At 70.8% G+C, this 14,491-nt stretch carries 8 protein-coding genes; 7 read left to right on the top strand and 1 reads right to left on the bottom strand.

Annotation, left to right across the window (positions count from 1 at the left end):
• The first annotated feature begins 146 nt into the window (after positions 1-146).
• Entirely contained in the window at positions 147-959 is an 813-nt protein-coding gene (locus tag ACZ6PY_RS20465) for a SigB/SigF/SigG family RNA polymerase sigma factor (RefSeq protein ID WP_466074397.1), read from the top strand.
• 276 nt (positions 960-1,235) lie between these two features.
• Complete coding sequence (locus ACZ6PY_RS20460) at positions 1,236-5,684, top strand: HAMP domain-containing protein (protein WP_466074395.1); 4,449 nt, start codon at positions 1,236-1,238, stop codon at positions 5,682-5,684.
• A 92-nt stretch (positions 5,685-5,776) separates the two neighbouring features.
• Here the strand turns inward: ACZ6PY_RS20460 and ACZ6PY_RS20455 are convergent, their stop codons facing one another.
• A complete protein-coding gene (locus tag ACZ6PY_RS20455) occupies positions 5,777-7,813 on the bottom strand; it encodes a glycosyl hydrolase family 28-related protein (protein WP_466074393.1) in 2,037 nt (678 codons plus the stop codon).
• Positions 7,814-8,063: 250 nt separating this feature from the next.
• Here ACZ6PY_RS20455 and ACZ6PY_RS20450 point away from each other — a divergent pair, with 250 nt between their 5' ends.
• The 5 genes from ACZ6PY_RS20450 (at position 8,064) to ACZ6PY_RS20430 (ending at position 14,424) form a co-directional block, all read left to right on the top strand.
• Positions 8,064-9,065 carry a LacI family DNA-binding transcriptional regulator gene (locus tag ACZ6PY_RS20450; protein WP_466074391.1) on the top strand — a complete coding sequence of 334 codons (1,002 nt, stop codon included), beginning with the start codon at positions 8,064-8,066 and terminating at the stop codon, positions 9,063-9,065.
• 312 nt (positions 9,066-9,377) lie between these two features.
• The gene (locus ACZ6PY_RS20445; protein ID WP_466074389.1) at positions 9,378-10,757 is read left to right on the top strand and encodes an ABC transporter substrate-binding protein; all 1,380 of its coding nucleotides are present in this window, start codon (positions 9,378-9,380) and stop codon (positions 10,755-10,757) included.
• 76 nt (positions 10,758-10,833) lie between these two features.
• Positions 10,834-11,790: a carbohydrate ABC transporter permease gene (locus tag ACZ6PY_RS20440; RefSeq protein ID WP_466074387.1), complete on the top strand. Its 957-nt coding sequence runs from the start codon at positions 10,834-10,836 to the stop codon at positions 11,788-11,790.
• A 12-nt stretch (positions 11,791-11,802) separates the two neighbouring features.
• Positions 11,803-12,690, top strand: coding sequence for a carbohydrate ABC transporter permease (locus ACZ6PY_RS20435; protein ID WP_466074385.1), 888 nt, complete (start codon positions 11,803-11,805; stop codon positions 12,688-12,690).
• Between the two features lie 108 nt (positions 12,691-12,798).
• Positions 12,799-14,424 (top strand): glycoside hydrolase family 13 protein, encoded by a 1,626-nt coding sequence (locus ACZ6PY_RS20430; RefSeq protein ID WP_466074383.1) that lies wholly within the window; start codon positions 12,799-12,801, stop codon positions 14,422-14,424.
• Positions 14,425-14,491: the final 67 nt, after the last annotated feature.

Genomic DNA, 14,491 nt, shown 5'->3' with positions numbered 1-14,491 from the left:
GTGGGATGCGCCACCGGGTATTTGTCCGCTTCTGAGGGAAATCTCCATCGTCCGTTCGGTTGATCAGACGGCATCCTTTGGTCTAGGGTGACTGGCACGACCGGTGCTCAGGAGGCACCCGTTCTCCTCAGGACAGGAAGGGCAGCATGACCACGACGACCATCGCGCCGACCACGACCGGCGAGGTGCACCGCACGGCGGTGACCGGCGAGGAGACCCGGGCCAGCCAGCTGATCACGGCTCTGGCCGAGCTGCCCGAGGGCCACCCGGCGCGGCCGGCCCTGCGCAACCAGGTCATCGAGGCGTGGCTGCCGCTGGCCAACCACCTCGCCGCCCGCTACAGCGGCCGCGGCGAGCCGGCCGGCGACCTGGCGCAGACCGCGGCGCTCGGCCTCATCAAGGCCGTGGACCGCTTCGACGCCTCCCGGGGCGTGGACTTCGCGGGCTTCGCCATCCCGACCATCCTGGGTGAGATCAAGCGGCACTTCCGCGACCGCACCTGGAACATCCGGGTCCCGCGCCGCCTCCAGGAGCTGCGGCTGCGCATCTCCGAGGCGAACAGCACGCTGACCCAGACCCTCAACCGGGCCCCGACCGTCGCCGACATCGCCAGCCACCTCGACGTCACCGAGGAAGAGGTGCTCGAGGGCCTGGAGGGCGCCCGCGCCTACAACGCCGTCTCGCTGTCCACCCCGATCGGTGACGGCGACAGCGCCACCGAGCTGGGCGACACCATCGGCACCGAGGACAACGAGTACGAGCTGGCCGAGCTGCGCGCCTCCCTCGGCCCGGCGCTCGCCACCCTCGACGAGCGTGAGCAGAAGATTCTCACCCTGCGCTTCTACGGCAACCTGACCCAGAGCGAGATCGCCGCCCGGGTCGGCGTGTCCCAGATGCACGTGTCCCGGCTGCTCGCCCGCGCGCTGACCAAGCTGCGGGGCCAGCTCACCGAGGCCTGATCCGTTCCGGGCGGTCCACCGCCCGGCCCTTCACCATCCCGTGCGACGCACGGCGCTGCCGCCTCGCCCGGGCCCACGCACCGCCACCGACTCCCCTCGGTGGCGGTGCGTTTTCCTCTCCCACGCCTCGCCCGCGCACCGGGCCGGCGCGGGTCTGTGCATACTTGCGCGGTTGCAATCGTTGCCGGGAGGCACCCGGCTGTCCCGGAGGCGGTAGTGGTGGTCGACCAGACGATCCCGCGGCGACGCGAAACGACCCCGGCGGCGGGCGGCCCGATGGCCGACCCGGGCCTCCGGCAGTTGCTGGCCGGTCTCACCGCGGTCCGGGACGGCGACTTCGGCACCCGCCTGCCGGAGGACGCCGACGGCCTGCTCGGCGAGATCGCCACCGTCTTCAACGGCATGGTCGACCAGCTCTCCCTGTTCACCTCCGAGGTCACCCGGGTGGCCCGGGAGGTCGGCACCGAGGGTCAGCTCGGCGGCCAGGCCGACGTGCCGGGTGTCTCGGGCACGTGGAAGGACCTGACCGATTCGGTCAACGCGATGGCCGGCAACCTGACCGACCAGGTGCGCGACATCGCCGAGGTGGCCACGGCGGTGGCCCGGGGTGACCTGTCGCAGAAGATCACGGTCGACGTGCGCGGCGAGATCCTGGAGCTGAAGGTCACCATCAACACGATGGTGGACCAGCTGTCGTCGTTCGCCGACGAGGTGACCCGGGTGGCCCGGGAGGTCGGCAGCGAGGGCCGGCTGGGCGGTCAGGCCGAGGTGCCCGGCGTCGCCGGCACCTGGCGCGACCTGACCGACTCGGTGAACTTCATGGCCGGCAACCTGACCAGCCAGGTACGCAACATCGCCCAGGTGACCACGGCGGTGGCCCGGGGCGACCTCTCCCAGAAGATCACCGTCGACGCCCGGGGCGAGATCCTGGAGCTCAAGAGCACCATCAACACGATGGTGGACCAGCTGTCGTCGTTCGCCGACGAGGTGACCCGGGTGGCCCGGGAGGTCGGCACCGACGGCCGGCTCGGCGGGCAGGCCCAGGTCAGCGGGGTTGCCGGCACCTGGCGGGACCTGACCGACTCGGTGAACTCGATGGCCGGCAACCTGACCGACCAGGTGCGCAGCATCGCCCAGGTGGCCACGGCGGTGGCCCGGGGCGACCTCTCCCAGAAGATCACCGTCACCGCGCACGGCGAGATCCTGGAGCTGAAGAACACGATCAACACGATGGTGGACCAGCTGTCGTCGTTCGCCGACGAGGTGACCCGGGTGGCCCGCGAGGTGGGCACCGAGGGCCGGCTCGGCGGCCAGGCCGACGTCAAGGGCGTCTCCGGCACCTGGAAGGACCTCACCGAGTCGGTGAACGTCATGGCGGACAACCTCACCGCCCAGGTCCGCAGCATCGCCGAGGTCACCACCGCGGTCGCCAAGGGCGACCTGACGCAGAAGATCCGGGTGGACGCCCGGGGCGAGATCCTGGCCCTCAAGGAGACCATCAACACGATGGTCGACCAGCTCTCCGCGTTCGCCGACGAGGTGACCCGGGTGGCCCGCGAGGTGGGCACCGAGGGCCGGCTCGGCGGTCAGGCGCGGGTCTCCAACGTGGCCGGCACCTGGAAGGACCTGACCGACAACGTCAACGAGATGGCGAACAACCTGACCAACCAGGTGCGCTCCATCGCGCTGGTCGCCACCGCCGTCGCCCAGGGCGACCTGAGCCGGCAGATCACCGTCGAGGCCAAGGGCGAGGTCGCCGTGCTCGCCCAGACCATCAACACGATGGTCGGTACGCTCAGCGCGTTCGCCGACGAGGTGACCCGGGTGGCCCGCGAGGTCGGCACCGAGGGGCAGCTGGGCGGCCAGGCCCGGGTGCCGAACGTGGCCGGCACCTGGAAGGACCTGACCGACAACGTCAACTCGATGGCGAACAACCTCACCGGGCAGGTGCGCAACATCGCCCAGGTGACCACCGCGGTGGCGCAGGGCGACCTCACCAAGAAGATCGACGTCGACGCCCGCGGCGAGATCCTGGAGCTCAAGACCACGATCAACACGATGGTCGACCAGCTCTCCAGCTTCGCGGCCGAGGTGACCCGGGTGGCCCGGGAGGTCGGCAGCGAGGGCCGCCTCGGCGGCCAGGCCGAGGTCGAGGGCGTCTCCGGCACCTGGAAGCGGCTCACCGAGAACGTCAACGAGCTGGCCGGGAACCTGACCCGGCAGGTGCGGGCGATCGCCGAGGTGACCAGCGCGGTCGCCACCGGCGACCTGACCCGCTCGATCACCGTCGACGCCTCCGGCGAGGTCGCCGAGCTGAAGGACAACATCAACTCCATGGTGGAGTCGCTGCGCGAGACCACCCGGACCAACCAGGAACAGGACTGGCTCAAGACCAACCTGGCCCGGATCTCCGGTCTCATGCAGGGCCACCGGGACCTGGAGGTGGTCGCCGGCCTGGTGATGAACGAGCTGGCCCCGCTGGTCTCCGCGCAGCTCGGCACGTTCCTGCTGGTCGACGACACCGCCGACGGCCGCGGCCTGCGGGTGGTCGGCGGCTACGGCCACGACGCCACCCGCCGCCGGTACGCCCTCGGCGACTCGCTGGTCGGGCAGGCCGCGCTCAGCAAGCGGGCCATCGTGGTGGACGCCGTGCCGGCCGACTACGTCACCGTCTCGTCCAGCCTGGGCGCGGCCGTGCCGCTGCACCTGGTGGTGCTGCCGATCCTCTTCGAGGACCAGGTCCTCGGCGTCATCGAGCTGGCCAGCATGGGCCGGTTCACCGACGTCCAGCGGGACTTCCTGGAGCAGCTCACCGAGACCATCGGCGTCAACGTCAACACCATCGTCGCCAACGCCCGTACCGACGTCCTGCTGACCGAGTCGCAGCGGCTGGCGGCCGAGCTGCAGGCCCGCTCCGAGGAGCTGCAGGCCCGCTCCGAGGAACTCCAGAGCTCCAACGCCGAGCTGGAGGAGAAGGCCGCCCTGCTGGCCCGGCAGAACCACGACATCGAGACGAAGAACTCCGAGATCGAGCAGGCCCGCCAGGAGCTGGAGGCACGCGCCCAGCAGCTCGCGCTCGCCTCGAAGTACAAGTCGGAGTTCCTCGCCAACATGAGCCACGAGCTGCGTACGCCACTGAACTCGCTGCTCATCCTGGCCCAGCTGCTGGCCCAGAACCCCAACCGCAACCTCACCCCGAAGCAGGTGGAGTACGCCACCGTCATCCACTCGGCCGGCGCCGACCTGCTCCAGCTCATCAACGACATCCTCGACCTGTCGAAGGTCGAGGCCGGCAAGATGGACATCAACCCGGAGACGTTCGAGCTGTCCACGCTGCGCGACTACGTCGACGCCACGTTCCGCCCGCTCACCACGCCGCGCGGGCTGGAACTGGACCTGGTCACCGGCCCGGACGTGCCGGCCCGGCTGCACACCGACGAGCAGCGGCTGCGGCAGGTGCTGCGCAACCTGGTCTCCAACGCGGTCAAGTTCACCGAGAAGGGCCGGGTGCAGCTGCGCATCGAGCGGGCCCGCCCGGACGAGCTGCCGGCCGGGATGTCGGCGGGGGAGACGGTCATCGCGTTCCGCGTGGTCGACACCGGCATCGGCATCGCCGAGCAGCACCTGACCGCCATCTTCGACGCGTTCCAGCAGGCCGACGGCACCACCAGCCGGCGTTACGGCGGCACCGGCCTGGGCCTGTCCATCAGCCGGGAGATCGCCAGGCTGCTCGGCGGGCAGATCACCGCGGAGAGCGTCCTCGGGCAGGGCAGCACCTTCACCCTCTACCTGCCCGCCACGGCCACCGCTGCGCTGGCCGAGGCCGGCCCCGGCGTTCCGGCCCTCATGGCGGCACCGCCGGAGTCGGAGGCCCAGCGCTGGGTGGAGCAGCAGCAGCGGCGGGTGCTGGTGCTCGAACCGCACGAGAAGGGGCTGCTCACCCTGCTCGCGCGCGGGGTGGCCGCGGAGATCGGCGGCCCGGTCGAGGTGTCGACCGCGCTGGACGTCGAGGCGGCCGTCGACGCGCTCGCCCGGCACCGCCACCACCTGCTCGTCCTGCAGCTCGACGCGGGCGACGAGCGCGGCACCGCGCTGCTCAAGGCGCTGCACGAGCATCCGGGCCTGCGCGGCCTGGCGGTGCTCGCGTACCACGGGCAGCCGCTCGCGGCGGGGCAGGACGCCCTGCTCCACGGCATGGCCACGGACCGTCCGCTGGAGATCCTCGGCAGCCTCGACGAGCTGCGGGAGCGGATCGTGCTGCACCTGACGGCGGATGCCCCGGAGCGGGTGCCGTCGTTCACGGCGCCGGCAGCGGACCGCGGCCCGGCCGTTGACCCGGTGGTCCGGGAGCTGTCCGGCCGCAAGGTGCTCGTGGTCGACGACGACGCCCGCAACGTCTTCGCCCTCACCAACATCCTCGAACTGCACGGCATGGACGTGGTCTACGCGGAGAACGGGCGCAAGGGCATCGAGACGTTGATGCGGCACGACGACATCGACCTGGTGCTGATGGACGTCATGATGCCCGAGATGGACGGGTACGCGGCCACCGCCGCGATCCGGGCCATGCCCCGCTACGCGGACCTGCCGATCATCGCGGTGACCGCCAAGGCGATGCGCGGGGACCGGGAGAAGAGCATCTCCTCGGGCGCCAGCGACTACGTGACCAAGCCGGTCGACGCGGAGGACCTGCTCACCTGCATCCACCGCTGGCTGACCAGCTGAGCGCCTCCGCTCAGCAGCGAGATCCGTCCGCCCCCGGGCCGGGAGCGGCCCGGCGGGTAGTCGCCCGCCGGGCCGCTGTCGAAGGGGTCACCTCACCACGGCGCGGGCGGTGGCGGAGGCGTCACGGGCGGGCGGTCGTCGCAGGTGATGGTGTTGGGCAGCAGCCAGGGGGCGAGCCAGCCGCCGTCGTTGCCACCGAGGTCGGTGAGGGTGAACTCCGACCCGGCCGGGGTGAAGTGGAACGACCCGCAGTTGTTCACCGGGACCGCGCCGACGTTGCGCGCGTCCACGTCGGCGAAGGACGCGGAGCCGGCGGTCCGGGCGCTCACCACCGAGGTGCCGGTGCCGTCGACCCGGATGTCCCGGAAGTGGACGTTGCTGATCGAGACCGCGTCCTTCACCGGCCAGTCGCTGACCAGCATGATCGCGTTGTAGGTGTTGTCGAGGTAGCGGTCGCCGACCACCTGGATGTCGGCGTCGATGCTGCGGTCCAGGGCGTAGAACCAGATCGCGCCGAGGCCGATGTTCCAGTTCAGGTCGTACGTGCCGGCCCGGACCGTGGTGTTGCCGGTGATCCGGAGCTGGCCGCCGAACGGCTCGGCGCCGAACCGGGAGCCGACCTGGATGGCGCTGCCCTCGCGGACCGGGTCGGCGATCAGATTGTGCGAGACGGTGAGGTCGCTGCCGCCGTAGAGGGCGATGCCGTTGGCCAGCACCGGGGACTGCACGGTGTTGTGGTCGAAGGTGTTGTGCGCGTTGGCGGTCCCCTCCGACCACATGGCCAGGGCGTCGTCGCCGGTGTTGCGGATGAAGCTGTGCGAGATCGAGGAGTGGGTGACGCCGGTGTGGAAGTTCAGCCCGTCGGCGATCTGGTCGGCGATGACCGTGCCGGTGACCCGCAGGTCGGTCATCGGGCCGTCGAACCACAGGCCGACCTTGGTGTGGTGCAGGTAGAGGCCGTCGACGGTGGAGTGGTTGAGCGCCCCGCCGATGGCGTTGACCTGGTCGGTGTCGATGCGCTCGCGCACGTCGCCCTCGATGGCGAAGCCGGAGAGGTGGACGTCGCTGCTGCCGCCGTCGGCGGCGTCGCGGCCGTAGAAGCCGACGCCGGTGTGCACCGAGCCGTCGGGTGCCGGGGTGTCCAGGGCGACCTCGCGGCCCTTGACGATCGTGTACCAGCTGCCGGCGCCCGTGATCGTCACGTCGTCGACGGTGATGTGCCGGTTCACCTGGTACGTGCCCGGCGGCAGGTACAGCGTCCGGTCGACCCGGCGGGCGTACGCGACGGCCCGGTCGAACGCGTCGGCGGACTCCCGGCGGCCGGTCGGGTCGGCCCCGAAGGCCAGCACGTTCACGGCGTGGGGCAGCACCCGGGGCGGGGCGACGAGGTGCGCGTCGAGCAGGTCGATCACCGTCCACGCGGCGGCCGTGCCGGTCGGCGCCGTCAGCCGGACCACCTCGCCGGCCCGGTGGGTGCGGCCCAGCAGCAGGCGCTGCTCGTCGTAGAAGTGGTGCGGCCGGAACGGCTTGGTGATGGTCGGTGCGGGCGTGGTGGCCGCCGGCACGCACGAGCACTCGGTGATCCACCAGTCCGGGTGGAGCAGGTCGGCGCCCGGGTCGTTGGTGAACGGGTACTGGTTGTAGAGCCAGGCGTACTGGGAGGTGAGCGTCATGGTGCGGGCCGGCCCGCGGCCGACGGTGACGCGCAGCGGCGCGGTGATCCCGCCGCCGCCGGGGGCGTCGGGGATGCTGTACCGGACGGTGAGCGCGTTGGCCGCCCGCGGGAGCGTGAACTCGACGTACTGGCCGGGGGAGAGGCGGACCGCCCGCCGCCCGGACGCCTCGCCGGCGAGGGTGTAGGCGGCGCGGTCCGGGCCGATGACCGTGCCGGTGGTTCGGGCGTGCTCGGCCTCCTGCTCGACGAAGTCCACGTCGGCTCCCCGGCCGGCGACCAGCGCCGGGTCGAGCCCGGCCCGGGTGACCACCGGGGTCGGGCCGGTGCGGCCGCCCGCCAGGGCGGCGCTCCCGGACGGTACGGCCAGCGCGAGGGCGGTGGCCGCCGCCGCGAGGATCCTGATTGTCGGCACGGCCGGGCGCCGGCCCGCCGCGCCTTCCACGCTCCGCTGCATCGGACTACCCACTTTCACCGGGGGACGGGGGAGACGGTGGTGGCGTCGGCGCGGCTGAGACGCGCCCGCCGAGAAGTGCCTCATGTTATTCCCGGCGTTTGTCAATATTCAAGCTCCTGTTTGTTCGAATCTTTCTAGCACTCGCGGTGACCCCGACCCCGTCCGCGTGGCCCTCGCGCGGCCCGGACCAGGCACATTCACCGCCAACCCTTGTTCATTTCTTGCAAGAACACGACGTAGGATTGCGGCCGTGACGAAACGGTTGACGGAGGTGGCCCGCAAGGCGGGCGTCAGCGAGGCCACCGTGAGCCGGGTGCTCAACGGGCGCGGGGGCGTGTCCGAGGCGACCCGGACCGCGGTGCTCACCGCGCTCGACGTGCTCGGCTACGAGCGCCCGACCAAGCTGCGCGGCGAGCGGGCCCGGCTGGTCGGCCTGGTCCTGCCCGAGCTGCAGAACCCGATCTTCCCGGCACTCGCCGAGGTGGTCACCGGCTCCCTCGCGCAGCGCGGCTTCACCCCGGCGCTCTGCGCCCGCACGATCGGCGGCGTGTCCGAGTCGGACTACGTCGAGATGCTCCTCGACCACCAGGTCTCCGGCGTGATCTTCGCGGGCGGGTCGTACGCCCTGGCCGACGCCACGCACGAGCACTACCGCCGGCTGACCGACCGGGGCCTGCCCGTGGTGCTGGTCAACGCCGGCGTCGACGAGCTGGGCTTCCCCCGGGTCTCCACCGACGACGCGGTGGCCGTCGAGCAGGCGTACGGGCACCTGCGCTCGCTCGGGCACGAGCGCATCGGCATGGTGCTCGGTCCGGAGGGGCACGTCCCGTCCCGGCGGAAGCTGGCCGCGATGATCCAGGCGGCGGGCTGGGCCGACGACACGGCGTACGTCGAGCGCTCCAGCTTCTCCATGGAGGGGGCGCGGGTCGCGGCGAGCAAGCTGATCGAGCGGGGCGTCACCGGCGTCATCTGCGCCAGCGACGTGCTGGCCCTGGGCACCATCCGGGCGGCGCGGCGGCTGGGCCACGCGGTGCCCACCGACGTGTCCGTGGTGGGCTACGACGACTCCGCGTTCATGACCTGCACCGACCCGCCGCTGACCACGGTGCGGCAGCCCATCGAGACGATGGGGCAGGCCGCGGTGGACCTGCTGGTCACCCAGATCGAGGGGGCCGGGGTGCTGCACGACGAGCTGCTGTTCGAGCCCGAACTGGTGGTGCGCGGCTCCACCGCGCCCGCCCCCGGTCGCTGACCGCCGGGCCGGGCGCCGAGGGCGCCCGGCCCGGATCGCCTGCCCGACCCTCCGACGACGCTCCGGCCGTCGACCGCTGAACCGCGGTCGGCGGCCGTTCTCGTTGCCGCACCCCGAACGCGAGGGGCGGAGCCGCTGTCGACATCTGTCGTCACAAAGTCGTGTCCTTTCACGTCACGATCGAAACCTTGCCGCAATGAGTCCGCCTCGCTACAGTGACTCCACTCACACCGGCCCCGACGTCGGGCGGTGGCGATCACGGCAAACCAAGCGAAGGCCATGGATACACCCGTTCCCCGAAGGGATGGACAGATGTCCGTACCGCAGTACCGGAAGGCTGCGGCGATAGCGCTCGTGGCCGGCCTGGGGCTCAGCCTGACGGCGTGCTCCACGAAGAGCGACGACGCGGCGAAGGACGCCAGCGGCAAGGTCACCATCACTGTCGACTGCCAGCCGGTCGGCGCCCAGAAAGAGCTGCTGAAGAACTGGAACGACGACGTAGCCGAGTTCCAGCGGCAGAACCCGAACATCGTCATCAAGAGCGTCAGCGTCGGCGAGCAGTGCAACAACCCGCCGGACTTCACCGCCCGCCTCGCCGGCGGCACGGTGACCGACGTGTTCTACGGGTACATGACCGATCTCCAGCAGGTGCTGGACTCCGGTCAGGCCATGGACATCACGGAGTACGTCAACAAGGACACGATCCCGACCTGGGACAGCGTCGACCCGGCGCTCAAGGGGGTCTTCACCGACGGCGGCAAGCTCTACGCCGTCCCGGTGAAGAACTACTCCATGGGCCTGGTCTACAACAAGGTGCTGTTCCAGCGGGCCGGCCTCGACGTGAACAACCCGCCCAAGACGTGGGCGGAGGTCCGGGCGGCGGCCAAGAAGATCTCCGCCCTGGGCAACGGCATCGCCGGCTACTCCGAGTACAGCGCCGGCAACACCGGCGGCTGGCACTTCACCTCCCTGCTCTACTCGCAGGGCGGTCAGGTGCTGACCGAGGACGGCAAGAAGGCCGACTTCAACAACGCGATGGGCAAGCAGGTCCTGCAGAACCTCAAGGACATGCGGTACGGCGACAACAGCATGGGCAGCCGCCAGCTGCTCCAGTGGGGTGACCTGCTGACCAACGCCGGCGCGGGCAAGGTCGGCATGTTCATCGGCGCCCCGGACGCCACCCAGGCGATCGTCAGCCAGTTCCAGGGCAAGTTCCAGGACTGGGCCATGGGCCCGCTGCCCGGCCAGGACGGCGCGGCGAAGGCGACGCTCGGTGGCGGCGAGGGCTACTTCTTCAAGAAGGGCCTGACGCCTGAGCAGGTCAAGGCCGGTCTGAAGTGGGTCGCGTACCAGAAGTTGACGCCGGGCAAGGGCCAGTTCGACTACGTCCGGGCCAAGCCGCAGAACTACCCGGTGGGTCTGCCCCAGCCGCTGCTGTTCGCCAACGGCAGTGACGCGCAGAAGAAGGAGCTGGAGCTGCGCAAGGCGAACGCCAACGTCGACACGGCGAACTTCGCGATCTTCGAGGCGAACCCGGTCCCGATCAAGGGTGAACCCCGCAACGCGCAGGCGATCTACGCGGTGCTCGACGCGGCGATGTCCGGGGTCCTCACGAACCCGAACGCGAACATCGACGCGCTGCTCAAGACGGCCGAAGAGAAGGTCAACCAGCTGCTGGCCACCGGCAGCTGAGCCGACCGGTGTGGGGGCCGGCGCGCCGGCCCCCACACCCCGCCCCGTCCCGTCACCGACGTCCGCAGGAGAAGCCTTGGCGATCACCACCGTCCCGGGTACCACCAGGAAACCGGGTCGCCCCGAGCCGCCGTACCCGTCGAGCCGCCGCCGGACGAGCCTCGGCCGCAAGGTACGGGACAACCTCACCGGGCACACGTTCCTGATCGGCGCGCTCGTCTGCTTCGCGGTCTTCTCCTGGTACCCGATGGTCCGCGGCATCGTGATGAGCTTCCAGCGCACACGCCGGGGCGAGACCACCTGGGTGGGCTGGGACAACTACACCCGCATCATCGCCGACCCGAGCTTCTGGACCGCCTGGAAGAACACGTTCTACTTCACGTTCCTCGCGCTGGTCCTCGGCTACGCGGTGCCGTTCTTCGTGGCGATCCTGCTCAACGAGTTCCGCCACGCCCGGGGCTACCTGCGGATCCTGGTCTACCTGCCGGTCATGCTGCCGCCCGCGTCGGCGCTCTTCCTCTTCAAGTTCTACGCCTACGACCCCAGTGAGGCGGGCCTGTTCAACGCGGTCCTCGCGGCGCTGCACCTGCCGACCTCGGAGTGGATGCAGTCGCCCGGGATGACCATGCCGGCCATGGTGCTCGCGTCGACCTGGATGAACATGGGCAGCGCCGTGCTGATCTACCTGGCGGCGCTGCAGAACATCCCCGGTGAACTCTACGAGGCGGCCGAACTCGACGGCGCCGGCATCTGGCGGCGGATCCGGCACGTGACCATCCCGCAGACCCGGCTGATCCTGGCGCTCCTGGCGATGATGCAGATCGTCGCGACCATGCAGCTCTTCATCGAGCCGCTGATCCTCGCCAACGGCGCGGGCACGGGCGACTCGGCCACGTCGGTGGCGTACCTCATCTACCAGCACGGGTTCTTCCAGAACGACCTCAACGGCGCCGCGGCGCTCGGCGTGATCATGCTCGTCGTGCTGGCCGGCTTCTCCGCCGGCTACCTGCGGCTGACGGCGAAACAGGACTAGGACGGACGAGGAATGGCACAGGACTCCGGGACCCGGACCCTCATCTCCCAGGCCCAGCTCGACCGGGGACGCGGCCGGATCATCTACTGGACGCTGCTCGCCGTCGTCGTGGTGGGGTTCACGCTCGTCTTCATCGGGCCGCTCTACTGGATGGTCACCGGCGCGCTCAAGTCCGGTCAGGAGATCGCGCAGACCCCGCCGTCGCTGTATCCCAAGGACCCGCAGCCGCAGAACTACGTCGACGCGTGGAACAACCTGGACCTGGCAAAGCTGTTGTTCAACACGTTCTACTACGCCACCGGAGCCGTGCTGTTCCAACTCGTCCTGGACACGGCGGCGGCGTACTCGCTGTCGAAGCTCCGGCCGATCTTCGGCAACGCGATCCTCGGCCTGATGCTGGCGACGCTGATGATCCCCGCGATGGTCCTCATCGTCCCGCAGTACGTGACGGTGATCGACCTGCCGATCCTGCACCTCAACCTGCTCGACTCGCCGTTCGCCATCTGGCTGCCCCTGGTGGCCAACGCCTTCAACATCTTCCTGCTGAAACGGTTCTTCGACTCGATCCCGGAGGACCTCATGGCAGCGGCCTTCGTGGACGGGGCGACCCCGCTGCGCACGCTCTGGTCGATCATCCTGCCGATGTCGCGCCCCATCCTCGGCGTCGTCTCGATCTTCGCGGTGACGGCGGTCTGGAAGGACTTCCTCTGGCCGAAGCTGGTCATGCCGTCACCCGAGACCCGGACGGTCAGCGTCGGCATCTACGCCTTCGCCGGTGGCACCCCGATGAACGTGGTGATCGCCGCCTCCGTCATCGCCGCGATACCGACCGTCGTCATCTTCCTGATCTTCCAGCGCAACATCATGTCCGGCCTGACCACCGGCAGCCTCAAGGGCTGACCGGCCGGACACCACCGGCGTAACCACCCGAGGCGACCGACGACCGTTCGCCCGACACATCCAGGTCCGGCGAACCCGCCGACGTACCGACGCAGAAAGCAGGTGCTCGTGTCCACAGCAGACAGCGGTCCGTGGTGGCGTGGAGCGGTGATCTACCAGGTGTACCCGCGGAGCTTCGCCGACGGCGGTGGCGACGGCATCGGCGACATCGCCGGCATCCGGTCCCGGCTCCACTACCTGTCCGAGCTCGGCATCGACGCGATCTGGTTCAGCCCCTGGTATCCCTCCCCGATGGCCGACGCCGGCTACGACGTTGCCGACTACCGCGACATCGACCCGGTCTTCGGCACCCTCGCCGAGGCGGAGGCGCTGATCAGCGAGGCACACGAGCTGGGCATCCGGACCATCGTCGACATCGTGCCCAACCACTGCTCCGACGCGCATCCCTGGTTCCAGGCGGCCCTCGCCGGCGGGCCGGACGCGCCGGAGCGGGAGTTGTTCTGGTTCCGCCCGGGCCGCGGCCCGGACGGCGACCAGCGGCCCACCGACTGGGTCGGCGAGTTCGGCGGCCCCACCTGGACGCGGACCGTCAACCCGGACGGCACGCCCGGCGACTGGTACCTGCACCTGTTCGCCCCCGAGCAGCCGGACTTCAACTGGGACCACCCGCGGGTGCGCGCCGAATTCGAGGACGTCCTGCGGTTCTGGTTCGACCGGGGCGTGGACGGCATCCGGATCGACTCGGCCGGCCTGCTGGTCAAGGACGGCACGCTGCCCGAGACCCTTCCCGACCGGCCGCACCCCTTCCGGGACCTCGACGGGGTGCACGAGATCTACCGGAGCTGGCGGCGGGTCGCCGACTCCTACCCCGGCGACCGGGCGCTGATCGGCGAGGTGTGGCTGCCGGACCGGCAGCGGTTCGCCAACTACCTGCGCCCGGACGAGCTGCACGCCGCCTTCAACTTCGACTTCCTCGGCTGCGCCTGGGACGCCTCGGCGCTGCGCGAGAGCATCGACGGGACGCTCAGCGCGCACGCGCCGGTCGGCGCCCCGGCCACCTGGGTGCTCTCCAACCACGACGTCACCCGGCACGTCACCCGCTACGGCCGGGCGGACACCCGGTTCAGTTTCGCGGCCAAGCGGGAGGGCATCCCCACCGACCTGGAACTGGGCACCCGACGGGCCCGGGCCGCCGCGCTGCTCTCCCTGGCGCTGCCCGGCGCCGCGTACGTCTACCAGGGGGAGGAGCTGGGCCTCTGGGAGGTCGAGGACATCCCGTACGAGCTGCGCCAGGACCCCATGTGGGAACGGTCCGGCCGGGTCGACCCGGGCCGGGACGGCTGCCGGGTGCCGCTGCCCTGGGCCGGTGACACCCCGCCGTTCGGGTTCAGCCCCGACGGCGCGGCGGCCGGGCCCTGGCTGCCTCAGCCGGCCGACTGGAAGGACCGCACGGTCCGCGCCCAGACCGGCGACCCGCACTCGATGCTGGAGCTCTACCGGGCGGCCATCGCGATCCGCCGGTCCGAGGCCGCGCTCGGCGACGGCACGCTCACCTGGCTGCCCGCCCCCGACCGGGTGCTCGCCTTCGCCCGGGAACCCGGCTTCACCTGCCTGGTCAACCTCTCCGCCGCCGCCGTGCCGCTGCCCGGGCACGAGCGGCTGCTGCTGGCCAGCGGTCCGCTCGACGACGACCGGCTGCCGCCGGACACCGCCGTCTGGCTGCGGACCGGCTGACCCGTCCCCGGTGCCGGCGGACCACCCCGCCGGCGCCGTCCGCCGCGCCACCCCGAGAGGAGGGAGG

The organism is Micromonospora sp. NPDC048907 (genome assembly GCF_055586885.1).
Note: the sequence above shows the minus strand (reverse complement) of the source record. Positions and strands in the feature narration are given on the sequence as shown.

What these genes read in the sequence shown, in the direction of transcription:
- ACZ6PY_RS20445 (WP_466074389.1), top strand. Translation starts at nt 9,378, where the DNA reads ATGTCCGTACCGCAGTACCGGAAGGCTGCGGCGATAGCGCTCGTGGCC.
- ACZ6PY_RS20465 (WP_466074397.1), top strand. Translation starts at nt 147, where the DNA reads ATGACCACGACGACCATCGCGCCGACCACGACCGGCGAGGTGCACCGC.
- ACZ6PY_RS20455 (WP_466074393.1), bottom strand. Translation starts at nt 7,813, where the DNA reads ATGCAGCGGAGCGTGGAAGGCGCGGCGGGCCGGCGCCCGGCCGTGCCG.
- ACZ6PY_RS20435 (WP_466074385.1), top strand. Translation starts at nt 11,803, where the DNA reads ATGGCACAGGACTCCGGGACCCGGACCCTCATCTCCCAGGCCCAGCTC.
- ACZ6PY_RS20460 (WP_466074395.1), top strand. Translation starts at nt 1,236, where the DNA reads ATGGCCGACCCGGGCCTCCGGCAGTTGCTGGCCGGTCTCACCGCGGTC.